We start from the raw sequence: 20,798 nt of genomic DNA on the forward strand, positions 1-20,798 counted from the left end.
GGGGAGGAACTGACTTGTATGACAATTATATCTAGAAGATGATGAAAATATTTAAGTATAAATTACAATGACAAGTAAGCGGTTACGCGATGTTAGACGAGGAATCTTCGATTCAGCGGAGAGACGTACTGAGTGCGCTCGGTGCCGCCGGCGTCACCACGCTCGCGGGTTGTACCGGTGGAGACACCGGAGACACCGACGACACGGAGGCGAGCGAAACGACGGCCAGCGAGGGAACGACCAGTGGAACGACGACCGGCGACGTCGAGACCACCGACGGCGGGGGGCCAAGCGAGGGAGAGACGGTCAACGCCGCGTGGGTGTACATCTCCGAAATCGGTGATCTCGGGTGGTCGTGGGCGCACGACCAAGCCCGGCAGGCCGTCGACGAGCAGTACGACTGGTTGGAGACGGAGTACACGGAGGCCGTCGCGCCCTCGGACTCCGAGCGGGTCTTCGAGCAGTACGCCCAAGGGGACGTGGACGTGATATTCGGAACCACGTTCGGCTACCAGGACCCGATGTACGCGGTGGCGGAGGACTACCCGGACACCGTGTTCGAACACGCGACGGGCTACCGGACGCGGGAGAACATGGGTCGCTACATGGGTCGCATCTACGAGCCGCGGTATCTGGCCGGACAGGCCACCGGAATGGTCACCGAGAACAACACCATCGGGTACGTGGCCGCGTTTCCGATTCCGGAGGTCGTTCGGTCCATCAACGCGATGGCGCTGGGCGCGCGCTCCGTCAACCCCGAGGCGACGTTCAAGGTTCGCTGGGTCAACGCCTGGTTCGACCCGCCGACGGCAAGAGAGGCCGCGAACGCGCTCATCGACGAGGGCTGTGACGTCATCGCCCAAGAGCAGGACTCGCCGGCGGCGGTCAGGGCCGCCAGCGACGCCGGCGTCTGGACCTCAGGGTACAACGCTCCGATGGGGCAGTTCGGCGGTGAGAACTACCTTATCTCACCGATTTGGGACTGGACCGAGTTCTACGGTCCGACCCTCGAATCGCTCCACGAGGGGTCGTGGGAAGCCGATGCGTTCTGGGGCGGGATGGAGACGGGCGTTCCGATGCTCGACGAGTGGGGACCGAACGTCTCACAGGAGGTCAAAGACCAGGTCGCCGCGACGGAAGAGCAAATCCTGAACGACGAACTCGACGTGTGGGCGGGCAGCGCGTTCGAGGGGGAAAGCGACGAGTTCCTCTTCCAAGAGATGAGCAGTTTCGTCGAGGGCGTCGAAGGCGAAGTGCCGAGCTAATCCGCGTCTGCCGGGGATGCGCGGCGGAGCACGACGACGGTCGACCGGCCGACCGACGGACGAGTATGCCAACCCACAGCGCACTTTTTGCGGCCGCGAACTACCGCAGACGACGAGGGCCACCGGACCCCCGCCGGTGGTGGCGACCCGGAGTCACTGCGTTCGGCTATGGTAAACGAATTTCGCGGATTCCGAGAACGGACAGACCCGCCCTTAGACCGGAATATGAGAATAAGGCCAAATATAGTGTATTTACCGTACGTACATATTCATGTAGCATCGTATAGTTAACATAGGCGAACGTTAATACGGGAGGAGTGACACAACCACACTATGAAACAGACGGGGCAAAAAGGGGGGCCACGGACGCTGAAGACGGTCACGACGGCGTCACGGGTTCTCGACGCCGTCAAAGACTGCGATGGAATCGGTGTTTCGGAGCTCTCCGACTATTTGGACATCTCGAAGAGCACGGCGTACATCCATCTCAGGACGCTGGAGGAAAACGGCTTGCTCGTCCAGCGCGGGGACCGCTACCGGTTCGCGTTCAAATTCACCGTCCTCGGAGAGTACGCGCGGAATCAGAGCCCGCTGTACCGATACGGTAAGCCGGAGGTCGAAAAACTCGCGGCGGAGACCGACCAGTACACGCACATCGTCACCGAGGAGAACGGCTACGGGGTCAACCTCTACCAGGTGAAAGGGGACACGAGCGTCGATGGAGAGTACCAGACCGAGAAGGTACAGAGCCAAGACCACCTCCACTACACCGCCTCCGGAAAGGCGATTTTGGCCGCCCTTCCCGACGAGCGAGTCGAGAAAATCATCGAACAACGCGGACTCCCTGCGCAGACGAAAGCCACTATCACCGACCGCGAGGCGCTGTTCGACGAACTCGAACAGATTCGCGAGCGCGGCTACGCGTACAACGACGAAGAGGAGATCAGAGGGTTTCGCGCCATCGGTGCGCCAATCGAAGACCCGAGCGGGCAGGTGCTCGGTTCGGTGAGCGTGTCGGGCCCGACCAGTCTCCTGCAAGGCGAGCAGTTCCAAGAGCACGTCCCGAAACTCGTCACGCAGTCCGCGAACGTCATCGAGGTCAACATCAACATGAACGCGCAGTCGTAGTCGATGGGACGGGGCGTTTGTAATGTTCGAACGCGCTTCCAAACGGGAGTCGTATGAGAATATTGTTAAATCCCCACGATATTCATCTTGCATCGCCTTGGAGAACGCTCAATATCACCGACATCAGCACTCTCTGTTGGAGTTGATTCGTCACACCCACACAAGTGTGTTATCACCGTACAATACACCGTGCGCGATGACACGGATGCGGGAGCGGCAGATAATTTTACACATCTACGACCGTAATCCGCTGCGACGAAGTGCTGAAATTGTATCATTAGATAGTCACGATTCGAGAGCATATAAAGTTCGGCAAAAACGAACGTAACCGTCGGGCGAGCCAGGAGAGCGGGCGAAGACCGCGGGTTCGGCTCGCTCGAACCCGAGTCACGCGAGCGCGAGTTCCAGTTCGAACTCGCTGACGATGTCCTTGACCGTGTGTGCGAGTTCGGCCTTCCGGTCCTCGCCGGTCACCGAGTGGGCCGGGCCCGTGACGCTGAAACCGCCGATAACGTCGCCCGAACGGCGCGTCGCGGCGACGCCGATGGCGTAGAGTTCGTTGAAGTTCTCGGCGCGGTTGACGGCGTAGCCCTGCTCGCGGACGCGCTCCAGTTCCTCGAACAGCGCCTCGCGGTCGGTGGTGGTGTTTTCCGTCTCCTGCGGCAGGCCCCACCGGTCGAGTATCTGTTCGATGCGCGGTTCGGGGAGTTCCGCGAGAATCGCCTTCCCGACGGCGGTGTTGTGCAGGAACAACCGATTGCCGAGTTGCTCGTGGGACCACCCCATCTTGCTCCCCGAGGCGGTGTGCAGGAAGACGGCCTTCCCACCCATCTCGACGGTGAAAATCGACCGAAGGCGGGTCTCTTCGAACAGTCGCTCGGTGAACTGCCGCGCGAGGACGAACGCCGGTTCCCGCGTCCGGACTTGGTTCCCTAACCGAAGCAGTTCCGGGCCGATGAAGTAGAAATCGCCCTCCTTGATGACGAACTGTTCCTGCTTGAGCGTCGCGAGGTGACCGTGAATCGTGCTTTTGGGCTTGTCCATCCGCTCGGCGATTTCGGAGACTCGCGCGCCGTCTATCGCTTCGAGTTGCTTCAGAATCGCTATCGAGGTGGCGGTCGTCCGGAGCGTCTTTGGTGAGTTATCCGTTGGCATACCTCAATATTTTCGGCTATGTATTTAAAGTTCAGGATAGTCGAACAGCTGGTCGACCCCGCGGCGCAGGGTGGCCCGGCGGGCGCGGCGTCGTCGGGCGCGTTCACCCCTCGACTTCGACCCAGCCGCCGCGCTCGCCGGACTCGTAGGCCGCATCGAGGACGCGAAGCAGCTGCACGGCGTCGTCGGCCGTCGCGGGCACGTCGCCGGTCTCGTAGCCCGCGAAGTAGTCCTCGAAGTAGTCCTGCACGAAGTCGCCCCACGCCGGGAACCGGTCGTAGGTGAACTCGAACTCGACGGTCCGCTTGGGCGCGGCGGTCCAGTCGGGGTGTTCCGAGGTGATGTCGAGCGGGACCGTGGGTTCGTGCTGCAGCGAGTCGTGGTGCAGCGGCGTCAGCGCCTGCCCCTCGGTGCCGTAGAGCCCGAGGTGCGTGTCCTTGCCGCGGTCGCTCAGGTAGTAGCCGGTGTGGTACGTCCCGAGCGTCCCGCTTTCGGTCTCGAACTGGAGGACTGCTCCGGCTTCCACGTCAGCCTCGACCGCGTCGTGGAACCGGGCGTTCACCCGCGCGATGGGGTCGTCGAGAATCCACGGCATCACGTCGACCCAGTGCGGGCCAATCCACTGGAGCGCGCCGCCGCGACTCGTCTCCCTGTCGTAGAGGTAGTGGTCGGTGTCCCGGTAGGAGAGCTGGCTGGCGTTGAAGCGGCCGTCGAGCGTCCACACGTCGCCGAAGAAGCCCTCCGAAACTCGGTCGCGGAGCGCCATCGCGACGGGGTTGCGCCGGTAGTACATCGTCGGCGAGACGGTCACGCCGAGCTCGTTGGCCCGCTCGGCGATGTCTTCGAGGTCGGCGGCGGTCCGAGCGATGGGTTTCTCGCTGACGACGTGAACGCCGTTCTCGACGGCGCTCTCGATGATTTCCGGCGTCTCGTCGCTCCGGTAGGTTATCCACGCCACGTCGACGTCGGCGTCGGAGACGAGTTCGTGTGGGTCCTCGTAGACCGCCGCGCCGCCGACGAGGTCCGCCATGTCCTGTCCCTCGGTCGTGATTTCGTCGGGCCGGTCGTCCATCGCCGCGATGTTCTCCACGTCGACCCGCCGGCCGGGCTCGCAGACCGCGGTAATCGTCGCGTCCAACTCGCTCGCGACCGCGAAGTAGGGGTCCCGGTGGTGGTGGTCGATACCGATGTATCCGATATTTGTACCCATACACGTAGTTCACCGAAAGTGATTTAAAAATGTTCGGGTATAAGCAAGGTAATCGGCGGCGGACGGTGCGGTGGCAGACGGTGCGTCGGCCTCGTGCGGTTAGCGCTGCGGCGTCTCAACCCGACGAGACCACGACCGGAGCCACGGGCGAGTCCCGCCGTTGGGGACGTTCAGTTCGTGGCTGTTGACCGGGAGGTCCGGGTAGCCGCCGACCTGTTCCTGACTGTCGACGAGGTAGCTCTCCCCGCCTTCGACGTTTTCGAGAATGCGTTCGTCGGTCGCCGTCCGGTCGGCCGGGCGCGCGCCGACGTTCGCGAGGTTGTGGTCGAACGTCCGGTCCGACGACATCGCCGCCAGTCCGTCGGGCCACAGCGGCCGTTCATCGACGACAGTCACGTTCTCGTCGACCATCGCCACGTCGCCGTCGGTGAGGTTGTCTTCGAGGTACGCCACGGCGGTGTCCACGTCGTCCTCGGTGAAGACGTTCGCCTTGTCCGAGTTGGGTCGGAGGTAGGCGTTGCCGACGATGCTCGCCTCGGTGTCGGGGTCAAGCCAGGTGCCGTCTTCGAAGTCGTACATCACGTTGTTGACGACGACGCTCTGGGTTCCCTCCTTGAGTCTGGGATGGCGGTCGGTATTGAACGCCCAGACGTTCCCCAGCATGGCGACGTTCTTCGCGTCGTTGCCGATGAGCGACCCGTAGCCGTGTTCGCCCTTCGGGTGGACCGAGTCGTCGAGCGCCTCGGCGACGAGGCAGTTCGAGACGGTCGTCTCCGCGGTCTCGTAGCCGACCGAGAGGCACTCGTCGACGCTCCACGAGGCGGAGACGTGGTCGATGACGTTGTTCGTCGTCTCGTCGGCCGTGTTGACCGTGTCGAGCGCCCAGTCCTCGGTCGCGTCCTCGATGCCCGCGTCGCCGAGTCGGACTCGAACGTGCTGGAGGACGCAGTCGCTCGCCCCGATATTCACGCGACCCTTGACCAGGGTGACGCCCGGCGAGGGCGCGGTCTGGCCCGCGATGTAGCACTTGTCGTACGGAATCGGGAGGTCGCGCACGCCGAGGTCGATTGTTCCGCTGGTCTCGAAGACGACCAATCGCTCGCCGTCGATGGTGACCGCCTTTTCCAGTTGGCGGCGGGTCGGTTCGGTTATCACGATGATCGGGGTGTCGTCGTCGAGCCACGGTGCGGCCTCGGCGAACCCGTCGCTCGGTCCGAAGTGGGACACGCTGTCCGGGCCGGGGTGGGCCGGAACCTTGCTGTTCGACGGGTTCGGGGTGTTGAACGTGGAAACCGAACCCCGAGCGGTGTCGCCGTCGGCCGTGTCCGCCACCGCGCGAACCTCGTAGTAGCGACGCCGCGTCAGGTCGTCGGCGTCGACGCTGAACGCTCCCGACGAGGTGAGTTCCGTCGAATCCGTGGTCTTCCACGACTCGGTGGGTACCTCCCGGTACTCGAAGTAACACTCTGCGGAGTCGGCACCGCCGAGGTCGCCGAGGTCGCCGGTGAGCGTGGCGGACCCGGGGCCGATGTCGGTCACGTCGCCGGTCGAGACGAGCGGAACGCCCGTCGTGTTCTCCACGCTCCCCGCGACTTCGACGTCGCCGATATCGCGGTTCCGGTCGGGGTCGACCCCCGAGAGACTCTGGAACGTCGCCGTCGCGAGCGTCCCCGAGAGGTGGCTGGTGACTGCCAGTCCGACGTAGACGCTGTCGCCCAGCGAGATGTCGGCGGCGTCGAGCGTGTTAATCGACGTCCACGTCTCGCCGTCCGTGGAGTGGTAGGTCTCTATCGCGTCTCCGCTTCGCTTGAGACGGAGCCAGTCGGCCGGTGTGCCGCCGACGCTATCCGTCTCAGCGCCGTCTTCGGGCCGATACTGCATCGACGCCTCGCCGTTGGGCCGGCGACGGACCATGACGTTCTTCGAGTCGGGGTCGAGCGACTCGCGGACCATCGGGCCCGCCTTCGTCCAGCTTTCGACGTTGTCGATGCCGGTGTTCTGGACGGCGACGTCGAAATCGCCGCTCAGCTCCGTATAGTAGTAGTGAAACGCGTCGGCGGTGCCCCAGATGTCGTCGCCGCCGCCCTGCATCGAAATCACGGTCGCAGCCGCGGCGCTGCCACCGAAGAGGCCAGTCGTCGCCGCACCGATACTTCCTGCTCCGAGCACGCGGAGGAACGTCCGTCTGTCGGGTCTCATGAGTGCATCACTCGAACAGACAACATATTCAACGATTGTTATAATTTATGGCAGCCTGGACGGAGGCCGACACAGCATATAAAGTCCGAGAGTGTCGAACGAATGACGCCGGCGCTGGTTCGAAATGACGAGATGAGACATGAGATATTACACCAATATGTTTGTAACACATCGCCTATTCCTTATAAAATTCGGGATATTCGAATAGAGGCGTTCACTCACACACGTCCTCGATTACGCTCTGTCGGACATCGTCGTAATCGACGGTTCGCGGATGCAGGCGACGGTCAGGCGCGCGAATCGTTCCGGCGGAAACCGGAACCATGCAAAAGGTTATTACACTCCGACCAGCAGATTGATGCAACGAGTCAGCACATGCAAGAGCTAGGTATCATCATGAACGGCGTGACCGGCCGGATGGGAACGAATCAGCATCTCATCCGCTCTATCGTCGCGCTGCGCGAGGAGGGCGGCGTGGAACTCCCCAGCGGGGAACGAGTCATGCCGGACCCGCTTCTCGTCGGCCGCAACGAACGCAAACTCCGCGAACTGAGCGAGGAACACGGTATCGACCGGTGGACCGTCGACCCCGACCTCGAGACGTGTCTCGACGGCGACGACGAGGTGTACTTCGACTCGCAGATAACCCCCCGCCGCCCGGACAGCGTCATGAAGGCCATCGACGCCGGAAAGCACGTCTACTGCGAGAAACCGCTGGCGAGCGACCTCAGCGCCGCGCTCGACGTGGCCGGGATGGCTGAAGAGAGCGACGTGAAACACGGTATCGTCCAAGACAAACTCTGGCTCCCGGGGCTGTTGAAGCTCCAGCGACTCATCGAACAGGACTTCTTCGGCGACATCCTCTCGGTGCGCGTCGAGTTCGGCTACTGGGTGTTCACCGGCCACGGCCAGGAGGCACAGCGCCCCTCGTGGAACTACCGCGCCGAGGACGGCGGCGGTATCGTCGACGACATGTTCTCCCATTGGAGCTACGTGCTGGAGAACCTCTTCGGCGAGGTGGAGTCCGTCCGCTGTCTCCAGAAGACCCACATCGACGAGCGAATCGACGAGGACGGCGAGCCCTACGAGGCGACCGCCGACGACGCCGCCTACGCCATCATGGAGTTGGAAGACGACATCGTCGCCCAACTCAACTCCTCGTGGACCGTCCGCGTCAACCGCGACGACCTCCTCGAAATCCAGGTCGACGGGACCGAGGGAAGCGCGGTCGCCGGCCTGCGCGACTGCAAGACGCAGGGCCACGCGAACACGCCGAAACCGGAGTGGAACCCCGACACGCCGAAGGAACACGACTTCTACGAGGACTGGACGGGCGTCCCGAACAACCGGGTGTTCGAGAACGCGTTCAAGCTCCAGTGGGAGAAGTTCGTCCGCCACGTCGTCGCCGACGAGCCGTTCCCGTGGGACTTCACCGCCGGGGCGCGTGGCGTCCAACTCACCGAGGCGAGCTATCGGTCCTCCGAGGAGGGTCGCCGCGTCGTCCTCGACGACCTCAGCGTGTAGAAAGGCCCCCCGACGAACAGTTTTATGTCGAACTCGGCCGTCGAGTTCCGCATGCACACAGATGGCGACGAGAACCCCGTAGACTGGCTCTCAGTCCCGGAAGACGTTATCCTCGAAGCGTGCGGTAACCCCTCGCTCCCCGAGTTAGGTATCATCGAACAAGTCTGGGAGACGAATCCCATTCCGGCGGCCGACGTTCCGGAGGCGGCCGCGAAGGCCGTCGCCGCGCTGTCGTTCGCGGCTGTTCCCGAGGGTGGCGAGGTCGCGCTCGGCGTCGGGAGCCGCGGTATCGCGAACATACCCGACATCGTCGCGGGCGTCGTCGACGCCGTCTCCGAGGCGGGCTACGAGCCGTTCGTCTTCCCCGCGATGGGGAGCCACGGCGGTGCGACCGGCGACGGACAGCGGGAGATGCTGAACGAACTCGGCATCACCGAGGAGCGAATCGGCTGCGAGATTCGGTCCAGTATGGAGGTCGTGGAGGTCGGGCGCACGCCGGACCGCGACGTGCCCGTCGTCGCCGACGCCAACGCCGCGGGCGCGGACGCCATCATCCCCATCAACCGCGTCAAGCCCCACACAGACTTCGACGGCGAGGTCGAAAGCGGGCTGTCGAAGATGCTCGTCATCGGCATGGGCAAACAGCGCGGCGCGCAAATCGCCCACAAGTGGGCCGTCGACTGGTCGTTCCGACGGATGATTCCCGAGATAACCGAGCAACTGCTGGACTCGCTTCCCATCGTGGGCGGCGTCGCCATCGTGGAAGACCAGCACGACGACACCACGCTCATCGAGGGCGTCCCCCCGTCGGGCTTCCTCGACCGCGAGCGCGAACTGCTCGAAACCGCGTACGAACTGATGCCGAAGCTCCCGTTCGAGGAGCTCGATTTGGTCGTGTTCGACCGACAGGGCAAGGAGATTAGCGGGCAGGGGATGGACACGAACGTCATCGGCCGCCGGCCGTTTTCCATCAACGAGCCCGCGCCCGAGAAGCCGAACATCAAGCGCATCTACACCCACGGGCTGACCGAGAAGACCCACGGCAACGCGATGGGCGTCGGGTCGGCCGACGTGATTCACGAGGACATCGTCGCCGAGTTGGACGCGCAGACGACGCTCATCAACGCGCTCACCGCGAGCACCATCCGCGGCGTGAAACTCCCGCCCGTCGTCGAGACCGACCGCGCGGGCGTGGTCGCCGCGCTGTCGACAATCGGCGTCGTCGAGCCCGACACGGTCCGGGTCGTCCGCGCGGCCGACACCATGCATCTCCACCGGCTGTACGCCTCGCCGGCGCTCGTCGAGGAGGCCCGCGAGCGAGACGACCTGCGCGTGGTCGAAGATCCCACACCGATAGCGTTCGAGGACGGCCAGTTCGCCGCGCCGTCGCTCCGGGACTGAAGAACGCGAGCGCGTCTTTTTCGGAAAAACGAGTGCGTCAGGCGTCGCCTACCGCTCGACCGTTTCTGGCTGCACCGAGACGACGGCCTCGTCCATGTCGCCGTAGTTGCCGGCGAGGAGTACCGAGGACTCGCCGTCGCTCTCGCCGCGGACGCGGGCGAACGGCTCGCCGTCGTCGGGGGCGACGCAGCCGCCGATTCGGAGGTTCTCGACGCCGTCTGCCTCGACTGCCGGCCCCTCATCCGCCTCGGCCTCGAAACCGTCGAGGACGACGGTCGAACTCGCTTCCGCGGTCAGCGGGGTCCCGCTCCCGTCGGGGACCGTCACGCGAACGTCTTTGAACGAGACGCGACCGAGCGACTTACAGAAGACGCCGTGTCGCTGGTCGTACCCCTTCGCCATCGCCGGCGAGAGGTCCGAGGCGTCGAACGGGCGGGTCGCGTCGATGTCCACGTCGGTAAAGGAGATTCCCTCGAACCGCTGTTCGGGGAGGCCGGCGAGGAACGCCGCCGACTCGACCTCCTCGGCGGTGATGTGGTGGAAGTCGACGTTTCGGACGTTCGGCGTCGCCTCGGTGACGGGCTTGGGGTCGCTGTCGATGTCCGTCTGGTAGTAGCCGTTGATGACGAACGGGCAGGCGACGCGGCGCATGATGATGGTGTCGAACCGGAGGTCCTCGACCGTCCCGCCGCGGCCGCGCTTGGACTTGATGCGGATGCCGCGGTCGGTGTCGGTGAAGGTGCAGTTCGTGACGGTGACGTGCCGCACGTCGCCGGCAGTCTCGCTCCCGATGACGACGCCGCCGTGGCCGTGTTCGACCGTACAGTTGGTTACGACGACGTTCTCGGTCGGGCGTCCGACCTCGCGGCCCTGCTCGTCCTTGCCGGACTTCAGGCAGATGGCGTCGTCGCCGGCGTCGATGTGGGTGTCGCTGACCCTGACAAAGCGCGAGGAGTCGATGTCGATGCCGTCGCCGTTCGGGGCGTCCGGCGGGTTCTGAATCGAGACGTCGTGAATCGTCACGTCGTCGGAGTAGACCACGTGGGTGTTCCAGAACGGGGAATTCCGGAGCGTCACGCCGGAGACTGTCACGTTCTCACAGCCGTCTATCTGGAGCAGCGGCGGGCGAACCGTGAACGTGCTCACCTCGTCCTGCTGGTTGCCGCTTCGAATCTCCTCGAGTCGCGCGGCGAGTTCGGAGGGGTACTGCTCGGGCGGTAACGACACGAACACCCACCAGTAGGAGCCGCCGCCGTCGATGACGCCCTCGCCGGTGATGGTGACGTTCGAGGCGTCGGCCACGTGGAGACACGGGTGGAAGCCGTCTTGGTCCCACCCCTCCCAGCGGCTCTCGACCGTCGGGAACTCGGTGAAGTCCTGGACGAACCGGAGTTCCGCCCCGTTTGCCAGTCTGAAGGTCGTGTCGTCGCCGACGCGGAGCGGGGCGCTGCGGTACGTCCCGGGCGGGAGATACACCTCGCCGCCCTCGCCGGCGCAGTCGTCGAGCGCCGCCTGAATCGCCGCCGTGTCGAGCGAATCGTCGTCTTCGATACCGTAGTCGCGCACGTTCCGCTGTTCGAGAGTCACGCCTGAAGCATCCGCGAGCGCGTTCATAAACGTTGTGCCGAGGTACCACGACGCACCGAAATCGGCGACGAGAGGCGAGACGAGAGACGGAAGCGGGGGCGGAGAGAGCACGCCGACTCAGAGTCGGTCGCGCAGGAAGGGCCACGCGCCGGCCTCGAAGAAGCGGTGGCCGCCGTCGCCGACGAAGAGGCTGCACTCTCTCTCGGCGTCCGCAGCGCGGTACCGACCCTGGATGCGGTCGAACGCCCGTCTCGTCCCGGCTATCGGGAAGATGGGGTCGGATTCGCCCGCGACGATGCGGAGCGGTCGCGGGGCGACGAGGCCGGCGATGTCCCACGCCTCGCCGAGGCGTCGGAGGCCGGGAACGTAGTTGCACAGGCAGTGGTCGATGGGGACGATGGAGTCCTCGAACGGACAGACCGACGCGCAGGCGACGACGTGCCCGATTCGGTCGTCGAGCGCGGAGTGCCCCTCGACGAAGTCGACCAGACGACGCACGTCCCACACGCGCTCGCCGACGAGCGACCGGCCGAGGAGTTGGGCGCGCTTCTGCCAGCGCGTACACGCGCTGACGGCGTCGGACGAGTCCGAGTCGTCGGATGTGTCGGGTGACAGCTCGCCGAAGGCGCGCATGTCGGGAGCGACGACGGCGAAGCCCCGCCGGGCCGCCTGTCGGGCCATGTCTCGTCGGTCGTCGGCGATGTGACGGCCGGCCGCCTCGCCCTCGGCGACGCCGGCGGCGAGGTCTTTGCCGTGTTCGGTGTGGCCGTGAAGCGCGACGGCGACGGGGTACGGCGGGTCCACCGAGTCGGGGAGAAGCAGGTAGAACGGGACGCGGAACCCCCGTTCGGTGCGGACGCTCCACGTCCGTCGCTCGTAACTCCGGTGTCGAACCGTCGCTTCCGGATGCTCCCGTCGCCTCGGGTCGATGTCCTCGACGGCGCTGTCGCGAACCGCCGGAAATCCGAGCACGTCGCGCAGTTCGGCGCGGAACGACTCCTGCCACGCCTCGAATTCCTGTCCTGTCTCACCCGCGTACGCGGCCGAGCCGTCGGTCGCTCGGAGGACGTCGTCGAACCAGTCGTCGTAGTCGAAGCCAGTCATTCGGTGTCGTTCCGACGAACGCAACGGGTTCACAAGTGCGTGTCGACGTCGCGGATCGGAGGGTTGTTCCCCGTAGACGAACAAACCTAAATGCGAATGAAATCGGGCGTAAAACCCATCACTCGTCGGTTTTCGGTCGTTTTCGATGGAGAACGAACCGACCCGAAATCGGGAGAATGAGCATTACGGTTGTAGCGTCGTCACGGCGCGTGGCGAACCGAGTCAAGCCCTATTTCCGCTAGTAGAGGCCACAAATGCCACGATTCTGATGTTCGCGGCGGTGACTGGGACGCCACTCAGCGAGGACGCCCAACCGAATTCGGATGTTGAGTTCCCCATACGCGAACAAAAACTAACATATCAATTATATATTAGGAACGAAAATCGGAAGACAGCGGCGAGATAGCGATGAAAGTGATACTATGATATGAAGAACAGCGATGAGCCGAGTCGGGAGAGACGACGGGAGAAAGCAGAAAGCCGAAAGCGTTCAGTCGAGGGCGTCACTCAGGTAGCCGCACCGCCAGAAGACGACGCCGACGGTCGCGAGGAGCACGCCGGCGAGGGCGAAGTCCATCATGAGGACGACGTACGACGCGGTCCCGCGTTCGATGCCCGTCATCGCGAGGAGGCCGAGGACGACGATGAGCAACGTAAACGAGAGCACGCTCGTCCACAGCATCTTCTTTCGGCAAATCCAACATTTGAAGTACGACCGTTCTGAGGTTCCCATTACCGGCGATTTCGCAAAACAAGATAATAGTCCTTTGGGGGACCGCCCCGCGCGTCGCGAGAGTCACGGGCGCGACCGCGTAATCAAATGATGTCAGTAGACAATTACCATTATCGATGGGTATATACGGGATAGTCATAATGGGTACTGTGTGATGGATTCGCAAAGCAGCGCTGAGTCCGACAAGTGGATCAGCGACGACGAGTGGGAAGACGTATCGCCACAGACGCGCCGTCGTCTGCTTCGAAACGCGTTCGGTGCCACGGCCGGCGCCGCTGCGCTGGCTGGCTGTAGTCAGGGCGGGAACGAGGATACGCCGACGCCGCTCGAGAACGAAGGCGGTGGCGGCGAAAGCACGACGACTGACGGCGATTCGACCAGCCAGTCGTCGGGTCGAACGCTCGACCACATCATCTCGCTCGCGCCGACGAACGCCCGGTTCAATCCGTACGGCAACGCCGCGAACTTCTCGTTCCGGTGGTACTGGGCGATGTTCGACCAACTGGCCGTCCACGACAAGGTGTCGAACAAGACGAAAGGGATGGTCGTCGAGGACTGGGAGTACGCCGACAACGGACAGGTCGCGTGGAACATCCGCGACACCTACACGTGGCACAACGGCGACGACCTGACCGCGGAGGACGTGGCGACCCAGCTCAAAATCGGCAAGCTGATGCAGACCGTCCACAAGGGCTACGGCGCGCAACCGCTGTACGAGAACGTGGAGACGACCGGGAAGTACGAACTCACGTTCGACCTGGTCGAGCCCGACATCAGCCGGGAGATATTCGAGTTCGGTCACATGAAACGCCGCGCGTGGCTCTGGGCGCACCGAGACATCTGGGGGAAGTACGCCGAGATGTTCGACGACGCCACCACCGAATCGGAACGGACCTCCGCCCAGCAGGAGATGATGCAAGCGGTTCAACAGAACGTCTGGGACAACGCGAACGTCCCGGGTAACTCCGTCTGGGAGTTCGTCAGCGGAGAGGAGAACGTCGCGCACTTCGAACCCTACGACGACTACGTCAGCCCCTTCAGCGACGCCGAGTGGTCGAACGGCGAGATTACGGGCGACATGATAGACTACAGCCTCGACTGGCACCGCTACCCGAACCAGCAACAGCGGACCAAGGCGATGCAGGAGGGCGTCATCGACGTGAGCTACCCGCCGGAGTCGCAGTCCGCTCGTGACCGGCTCAAGGAGAACGGGTGGGGGCCGGCCGACAGCCTCTCCGAGGACCAGATTACGCCGCAGATGCGCAGCGGGGCGATGGGCGTCCTGCTCAACTGTCAGAGCGACATCACCGGCGACCCGCGCGTCCGGAAGGCGATTCACCACATCGTCCCCCGGAAGCCGCTCGTCGAGTGGGTTCCGGACTACGGCACCTACTGGGTCGAAGACCGCATTCCGTCCGGCATCGGGCAGGACAAGGAAGTGCCATGGTTCGGCGGGAACTCGAACTGGCCGAGCGGCGACCTCGCGAAGCTCGAGCGGTACGCCCACACGGAAGACGACGTGGACGAACAGCGGGCGACCGAACTCCTCGAGGCCGCCGGCTTCTCGAAGTCGGGCAACCGCTGGAAGGACCCGAACGGGGAGAACGTCACCCTTCGGTTCTACACGGCGACGTCCGACGAGGAGCCGATGGCCCTACGGTTCGCACAGATCGCGAAGTCCTACCTGGACGACTTCGGTCTCCAGACCGAAGTGACCGCACAGGAAGCGACCATCCGCGCCGGCAAGACCATCGAGTCCGGCGACTGGGAGTTACTGTTCGACAACTGGGGCGGTGCGAAGTCCGGCCCGCCGTTCCTCGGCTTCTCGAACTCCTTCAGAGTCCAGGAGTCGCTGTCCGGACAGCCGCTTCCGAGCAACGACAGCTGGGCGATGGACCGCGTCGTCGAGGTTCCGTACCCCATCGGGGACCCGGCCGGTGACCTCCAGGAAGTCGACGTCATCGACAAGCTCAACGAGCTCCGGACGCAGATGTCGGACGAAGAGCGCAGACAGAAGGTCGCGGAAGTCTCGTGGATATTCAACCAGTCGCTGCCGATGATGCTCATCAACGAGGAGGGCGGCACGGGCGGCTACTGGCTGAATCACGACAACTGGGCGACGAAGCCCCCGAACGACAACCTGAACCCGGCGTACCGCTACGAGATCGTCGAGATCGGTCAGTACTCCTACTGCCAGTACATGGCCAAGATGGGAACCGAATACTTCCACCCGGCGGAGGGAGGCCAGTAACCGCGCCGAGCGCCGCCACCTGAACGAGAAACCGTCGTCTCACCGAGTCAGTCAGAACGTATCAGCCATACGGTGAACTCCCCGTCCGGAGGCGCAACGCGCCGCCTCCGGACGCGACGACGGCGAGGTCGGTTCGGTCGAGTGCGGACGAAAGTAGCCCTATTCATAATGATTAAGTACCCACATGAGAGGTAAGAACTAGCAAGGATGGTCGAGAAAAATTACTACGTGCGCCGGATAGCGCAGGCCCTGATAACGGTCTGGGCGGCGATCACGTTCTCGTTCGTGACGGTTCGGCTCATTCCCGGCGGGCCGATGGACTACATCGCCGCGCAGATCAGACAGCGGTCCGGAGGGGCGGTTTCGTCGACCCGCCTCAACCAGATGGTCGAGATGTACTCGAACATCAACCCGGACAAGCCGATGCTGCAGGCGTACGTCGAATACATCGTATCGGTCGCGCAACTGGACTTCGGACGGTCTATCTTCTACGCGGACCCGGTCTGGAACGTGCTCGGACCGGCAATCCCGTGGACGATGTTCGTCTCGCTTTTCGCCCTCGTCATCGGCACCATCATGGTGTTTCTCATCGGCGGCTTCCTCGCCGTCCACGAGGGCGACACCTGGGACGTGGTCGGGAGTTACTTCGTCATCTTCTCCGACGCCGTCCCGTACTACATCGTCGGGCTCGTACTGCTTTTCACGCTCGGATTCGGTACCGAGTTCTTCCCCAACGGGGGGCGGTACGACAACGCGCTCACGCCCGGGTTCAACATCGAGTTCATGGCCAGCGTGCTGCGACACGCGGCGCTGCCCATCATGTCGTTCGCGCTGACCTCGTGGGGCGGCCTCGAGTTCCGCGCGCACTGTACCCGCATCATCGGTGAGGACTACGTCGACGTGGCGGAACTCAGGGGACTGCCCGACAGCCGGATTCAACTGCGGTACATCGGTTGGAACTCGATGCTGCCGATGTACACCGGCCTCATGGCCGGCCTCGCCAGCCTGTTCGGCGGGTCGGTCATTATGGAGCAGATATTCCGCTACCGCGGCATGGGCTTCTACTTCTACGAAGCCACGATGGCGCGGGACTACACGACGGTCATGGCGGCAGTCATCCTGTTTACCATCGTCACCGTCATCGGCCTGCTCATCGCCGACTTCACCTACGGCTTCATCGACCCCCGCGCCGGGCACACCCAGCGCGAGTCCTACTCGCGGTCGTACCGCGAAACGCTCCAGCGGTTCGTCAACCGCCTGCGGGGCGGCGGCGCAGACGAGACCGAAACCATCGACGACCGCATCGAAGGGAACCGCATCTCGGCCAGCGGCGCGATGAGCTTCGACGTCGATAGCTCCGACTTCTCGCGCGGAGAGTACATCAGAGAGCGAATCGACCAGAGTCTCCTGACCCCGTTCCGCATCATCTGGACCTCGCCGCGGGCGCGGGTCGGCGCGATAATCCTCGGTATCTTCGGCTTCCTCGGGCTGTTCGGGCAGTTCCTCGTCCCCGAGGTCAGCCCGATGCAGGGGCCGATTCTCCTGCAACCGCTGGAGAACGTGCGCTACCCGCTCGGCACCGACGACATCGGGCGCGACCTCCTCGCACAGCAGGTGCTCGCGACCCGCCCGATGCTCATCATGATGCTGTCGGGCGCGGCGGTGACGCTCAGCCTGGCCATCCTTCTCGGCGTCACGGCCGGCTACCTCGGCGGCGTCATCGACAAGGTGCTCATGACGGTGACGGACGTGATGATGAACATCCCCGGCCTGGCGCTGGTCATCGTCCTCGCCGTGATTCTCGAACCGAAGAGCCCGGTGTTCGTCGGGGTCGTGCTGGCCATCGACAACTGGCCACGGTTGGCCCGACAGCTCCGCTCGCAGGTGCTCACTATCCGCAGTGAGTCCCACGTCGAGGCCTCGCGGGTGCTCGGACTGCCAACATCGAGCATCCTCTCGAAGAACGTCATGTCCCGGCTCATGCCGATGCTGACGATGGGGACTGTCGGCTCCATGCGGAACATCCTGATGGAGTCCGTCGGCCTGTACTTCATCGGCGTGCTGCCGTTCACGACGAGCAACTGGGGCGTCGTCCTCAACATCGCCCGCAACGGCGGCGCGCTGTCCGGCATGGACCGCTTCCACTGGCTGCTCGCGCCGACACTGTTCATCGTCACGATGACGTACGGCCTCCAGCTGTTCGCGCAGGGGACGGACCGACTGTTCAACCCCCGCCTCCGCGCGCGGCACGCGGCCACCGTCTCGACCGACGACATGGAAGGCGGTCGCGGCGGCTCGGAAGGCGGCGACGGTGCCGCATCGGCCGCGGACTAACCAACCGGACCAGCCGGTCCGTTTCGCGTCGCTGCTTTTTTCGATTATCTCGACCCGAGAACGGTCGTGCCACACTGTCTCAGGGAAAAGGTTAACACACGCGCTATCGACCTACGAAACGGACTTCAACCATGAAAGTGGAGAAAGAAGGAAATACGACGCGGTACCTGCTCGGCCTCGTGATACTCGTAATCCTGCTCATCGGGGTGTACTACGGATTCACCATGATGTGATCAGAACAGTCGGTACGCCCAGAGCAGTACCCGGAACGCGACGGCGACGAACACCAGCAATCCACCGATTATTCCGAACATTCCCGCCCAGACGCCGGTCTGAAGGGCGGCACCGAAGAGAATCAACAGCGCGCCGAGGAAAACCACCGTCGAGGTGACACCGCCGATTTTGGAGCGAACTGTCCACAGCACGTTCTGTCGCGTTTGCGCTTGCGCCATGTCAGCACGGACATCGCGGACGAACTTATAGTTTGCCGGTATCGGCAGCCGAACCGCCCGAAGACTCCGATATCGACGCGCATGGACTGCGCTGTCGGAAAGTATTAAGTAGTATTGAACGTGATAGATTCCTACTACGGTCACATGTTGACGATAGGCACGCGTAACGGGCGGGGTCGCTCGCCCGCCGTACGAACCGACGAGAGGGACTGACCATGGCGACGCAACACACCAAACGGAAGACGCGGGACGAGCCATCTGCCGAGCACAACGTCTTAGAGATAACGAACGCGAGCGTCGCGTTCGCGATGGAGCGCGGGGACGCGCGGGTCCTCGACGACGTGTCGATAAATGTTCGCCGCGGCGAGGTGCTCGGCGTCGTCGGCGAGTCCGGCTCCGGCAAGTCGATGCTGGCGGACTCCATGCTCGACGCCATCGACTCCCCGGGGACGCTCACCGGCGACGTGGTGTTCAACCCGCCGGAGGGGGGCGAGCCCATCAAGGTCAACGAGCTGAGCAAAGAGGAGCTCCGTCGGTTCCGCTGGGAACGGGTCTCGATGGTGGTCCAAGGGGCCCTCGATTCGTTTAACCCGACGCTCAGCATCGGTGACCACTTCGTCGAGACGCTCCGAGCGCACGACTACGACATTCAGGAGGGGATGGAACGCGCCCGACAGCTCATCTCCGACGTACACCTCGAACCGGACCGCGTCCTCGACGCATACCCCCACGAGCTTTCGGGCGGGATGAAACAGCGCGCGCTCATCGCGCTGAGCCTCATCCTCGACCCCGACGTGCTCGTGATGGACGAGCCGACCGCCGCGCTCGACCTCCTGATGCAGCAGTCGATTCTGAAGCTCCTCTCGGAGCTGAAAGCCGAGTACGACCTCACCATCGTCATCGTGACGCACGACCTGAGCCACGTCGCGCGCATCTCCGACCGCCTCGCGGTGATGTACGCCTTCGAACTGCTGGAACTCGGCCCGGTGCAGGACATCGTCATGGACCCCGCCCACCCCTACACGCGGGAGCTCCTCAACTCGATACCCGACATCGACGCCGATCTCGACGAGATGGCGTCCATCGAGGGGACGAGCCCGGACCCGTTGAACGTCCCGAAGGGCTGTTCGTACCACACCCGATGCCCGCTCGCCGACGAGCGGTGCCGGGCGACGAACCCGGACCTCATGGAGGTGTCCGACGACCACGGGGCCGCATGCTTCTACACGGACGAGGCCCGCGAGACGATTCCCCTCAAGAAGGAGGTCTCGAAATGAGCGCCGACCCCCTGCTCCGCGTCGACGACCTGAGCGTCCACTTCGGCGGCAACCAAGGCATCCTCGACCGCTTCCTCGGTGACGACAAAGGCGTCGTCCGCGCCGTCGACAACGTCTCGCTCGACATCGGCGAGAACGACGTGGTCGCGCTCGTCGGCGAGTCCGGCTGCGGCAAGACGACGCTCGGAAAGGCCATGATCGGCCTCCAGCGCCCCACCTCGGGGACGGTCCGCTTCCGCGGACAGGACATCTGGAAGTCCGACCTCGAACCCGGCGACATCCCGTACAAGGAGATTCGGAAGTCGCTCCAGATGGTCCACCAGGACGCCGGGAACTCGCTGGACCCCAACCGGACGATATTCAAGAACCTCAACCCGGCGCTGAAGAAGTGGCGGCCGGAACTCAACCTCGTCGAGCGCCGGGAGCTCGTCCACCAGATGCTCGACACGGTCGGGCTCACGCCCGCAGACGACTACGCCTCTCGGTACCCCCACCAACTGAGCGGTGGGGAGGCCCAGCGGACCGTCATCGTCCGGTCGATGCTCCTCGAACCCGACCTCATCCTCGCCGACGAGGCCGTGAGCGCCCTCGACGTGTCGCTGCGGGTGAACCTGATGGACCTCCTCCTCGAACTGCAGGAGATGTTCAGCACCTCGTTCGTTTTCATCTCGCACAACATGGCGAACGCCCGGTACCTCGCCGGTCGCGCCGACGGCCGCATCGCCGTCATGTACCTCGGCCGCATCGTCGAAATCGGCCCGGCGGACGAGATTATCAAGAACCCCCAGCACCCGTACACCAAGAGCCTCCTGTGGGCGACCTCCGGTCTCTCGGAGATAAACGACCCCATCGAGACGCCGCCGGTCAGGAAAATCGACATCCCGGACCCGGAGAACCCGCCGAGCGGCTGTCGGTTCCACACCCGCTGTCCCGAGGCGCGGGAGTACTGCACGTCGAACACGCCCGACCTCTCCGGCATGAGCGGCCCGTCGGACCGCCACGAGGCGGCCTGCTTCGACGCGCACGACAGAATCGACTACCGGAACAGCGAGCCAATCACCGACGACCTCGACATCGACGTCGCGGACGACGCGGAACAGCCGGCCGACTGAAAGAGAAACCTCGATTCGGACCGTCGTTCAGACGCCGTCGCCAACACCGAAACCGGTACCGGCACC

15 protein-coding genes are annotated in these 20,798 nt (G+C 63.9%); 8 read left to right on the top strand and 7 right to left on the bottom strand.

Translation table 11 applies throughout. From position 1 onward, the window contains the following. Positions 1-89: 89 nt before the first annotated feature. Both HVO_RS01525 and HVO_RS01530 read left to right on the top strand, forming a co-directional pair. Positions 90-1,265 carry a BMP family ABC transporter substrate-binding protein gene (locus tag HVO_RS01525; protein WP_004041224.1) on the top strand — a complete coding sequence of 392 codons (1,176 nt, stop codon included), beginning with the start codon at positions 90-92 and terminating at the stop codon, positions 1,263-1,265. Positions 1,266-1,598: 333 nt separating this feature from the next. Then, entirely contained in the window at positions 1,599-2,393 is a 795-nt protein-coding gene (locus HVO_RS01530) for an IclR family transcriptional regulator (protein WP_004041223.1), read from the top strand. A gap of 387 nt (positions 2,394-2,780) precedes the next feature. Here HVO_RS01530 and HVO_RS01535 read toward each other — a convergent pair whose 3' ends face one another. The 3 genes from HVO_RS01535 to HVO_RS01545 all read right to left on the bottom strand — a co-directional run bounded on the left by HVO_RS01535 (position 2,781) and on the right by HVO_RS01545 (position 6,957). Further along, positions 2,781-3,548: an IclR family transcriptional regulator gene (locus HVO_RS01535; RefSeq protein WP_004041222.1), complete on the bottom strand. Its 768-nt coding sequence runs from the start codon at positions 3,546-3,548 to the stop codon at positions 2,781-2,783. 103 nt (positions 3,549-3,651) lie between these two features. Further along, entirely contained in the window at positions 3,652-4,758 is a 1,107-nt protein-coding gene (locus HVO_RS01540) for a Gfo/Idh/MocA family protein (RefSeq protein WP_004041221.1), read from the bottom strand. 99 nt (positions 4,759-4,857) lie between these two features. Further along, positions 4,858-6,957, bottom strand: coding sequence for a DUF1349 domain-containing protein (locus HVO_RS01545; RefSeq protein WP_004041220.1), 2,100 nt, complete (start codon positions 6,955-6,957; stop codon positions 4,858-4,860). 375 nt (positions 6,958-7,332) lie between these two features. Between HVO_RS01545 and HVO_RS01550 the strand changes: the two genes are divergently transcribed. Beyond that, a complete protein-coding gene (locus HVO_RS01550; RefSeq protein ID WP_004041219.1) occupies positions 7,333-8,481 on the top strand; it encodes a Gfo/Idh/MocA family protein in 1,149 nt (382 codons plus the stop codon). A 51-nt stretch (positions 8,482-8,532) separates the two neighbouring features. Next, a complete protein-coding gene (locus HVO_RS01555) occupies positions 8,533-9,882 on the top strand; it encodes a nickel pincer cofactor-dependent isomerase, group 22 (RefSeq protein WP_455583789.1) in 1,350 nt (449 codons plus the stop codon). A 48-nt stretch (positions 9,883-9,930) separates the two neighbouring features. Here the strand turns inward: HVO_RS01555 and HVO_RS01560 are convergent, their stop codons facing one another. The 3 genes from HVO_RS01560 to HVO_RS01570 form a co-directional block, all read right to left on the bottom strand. Further along, positions 9,931-11,469, bottom strand: a complete 1,539-nt coding sequence (locus HVO_RS01560) for a glycoside hydrolase family 28 protein (protein WP_049914710.1) — start codon at positions 11,467-11,469, stop codon at positions 9,931-9,933. Between the two features lie 117 nt (positions 11,470-11,586). Beyond that, a complete protein-coding gene (locus HVO_RS01565) occupies positions 11,587-12,573 on the bottom strand; it encodes an alpha/beta hydrolase family protein (RefSeq protein WP_004041216.1) in 987 nt (328 codons plus the stop codon). A gap of 490 nt (positions 12,574-13,063) precedes the next feature. Next, a complete protein-coding gene (locus HVO_RS01570) occupies positions 13,064-13,306 on the bottom strand; it encodes a hypothetical protein (RefSeq protein WP_229722663.1) in 243 nt (80 codons plus the stop codon). A gap of 154 nt (positions 13,307-13,460) precedes the next feature. Here HVO_RS01570 and HVO_RS01575 point away from each other — a divergent pair, with 154 nt between their 5' ends. Together HVO_RS01575 and HVO_RS01580 are read left to right on the top strand one after the other, a co-directional pair. Continuing rightward, complete coding sequence (locus HVO_RS01575) at positions 13,461-15,557, top strand: ABC transporter substrate-binding protein (protein WP_004041214.1); 2,097 nt, start codon at positions 13,461-13,463, stop codon at positions 15,555-15,557. A 207-nt stretch (positions 15,558-15,764) separates the two neighbouring features. Further along, positions 15,765-17,891, top strand: a complete 2,127-nt coding sequence (locus HVO_RS01580; RefSeq protein ID WP_004041213.1) for an ABC transporter permease subunit — start codon at positions 15,765-15,767, stop codon at positions 17,889-17,891. 233 nt (positions 17,892-18,124) lie between these two features. Here the strand turns inward: HVO_RS01580 and HVO_RS01585 are convergent, their stop codons facing one another. Beyond that, positions 18,125-18,343 carry a hypothetical protein gene (locus HVO_RS01585; protein ID WP_004041212.1) on the bottom strand — a complete coding sequence of 73 codons (219 nt, stop codon included), beginning with the start codon at positions 18,341-18,343 and terminating at the stop codon, positions 18,125-18,127. A 215-nt stretch (positions 18,344-18,558) separates the two neighbouring features. Here HVO_RS01585 and HVO_RS01590 point away from each other — a divergent pair, with 215 nt between their 5' ends. Both HVO_RS01590 and HVO_RS01595 read left to right on the top strand, forming a co-directional pair. After that, positions 18,559-19,620, top strand: coding sequence for an ABC transporter ATP-binding protein (locus HVO_RS01590; protein WP_004041211.1), 1,062 nt, complete (start codon positions 18,559-18,561; stop codon positions 19,618-19,620). Continuing rightward, on the top strand, positions 19,617-20,732 hold the full coding sequence (locus HVO_RS01595; RefSeq protein WP_004041210.1) for an ABC transporter ATP-binding protein: 1,116 nt from the start codon (positions 19,617-19,619) through the stop codon (positions 20,730-20,732). Before HVO_RS01590 ends, HVO_RS01595 begins: the two co-directional genes overlap by 4 nt. Positions 20,733-20,798: the final 66 nt, after the last annotated feature.

Origin of the sequence: Haloferax volcanii DS2 (assembly GCF_000025685.1) — an archaeon.
In the GTDB taxonomy this organism is placed as follows: Archaea; Halobacteriota; Halobacteria; order Halobacteriales; family Haloferacaceae; genus Haloferax; species Haloferax volcanii.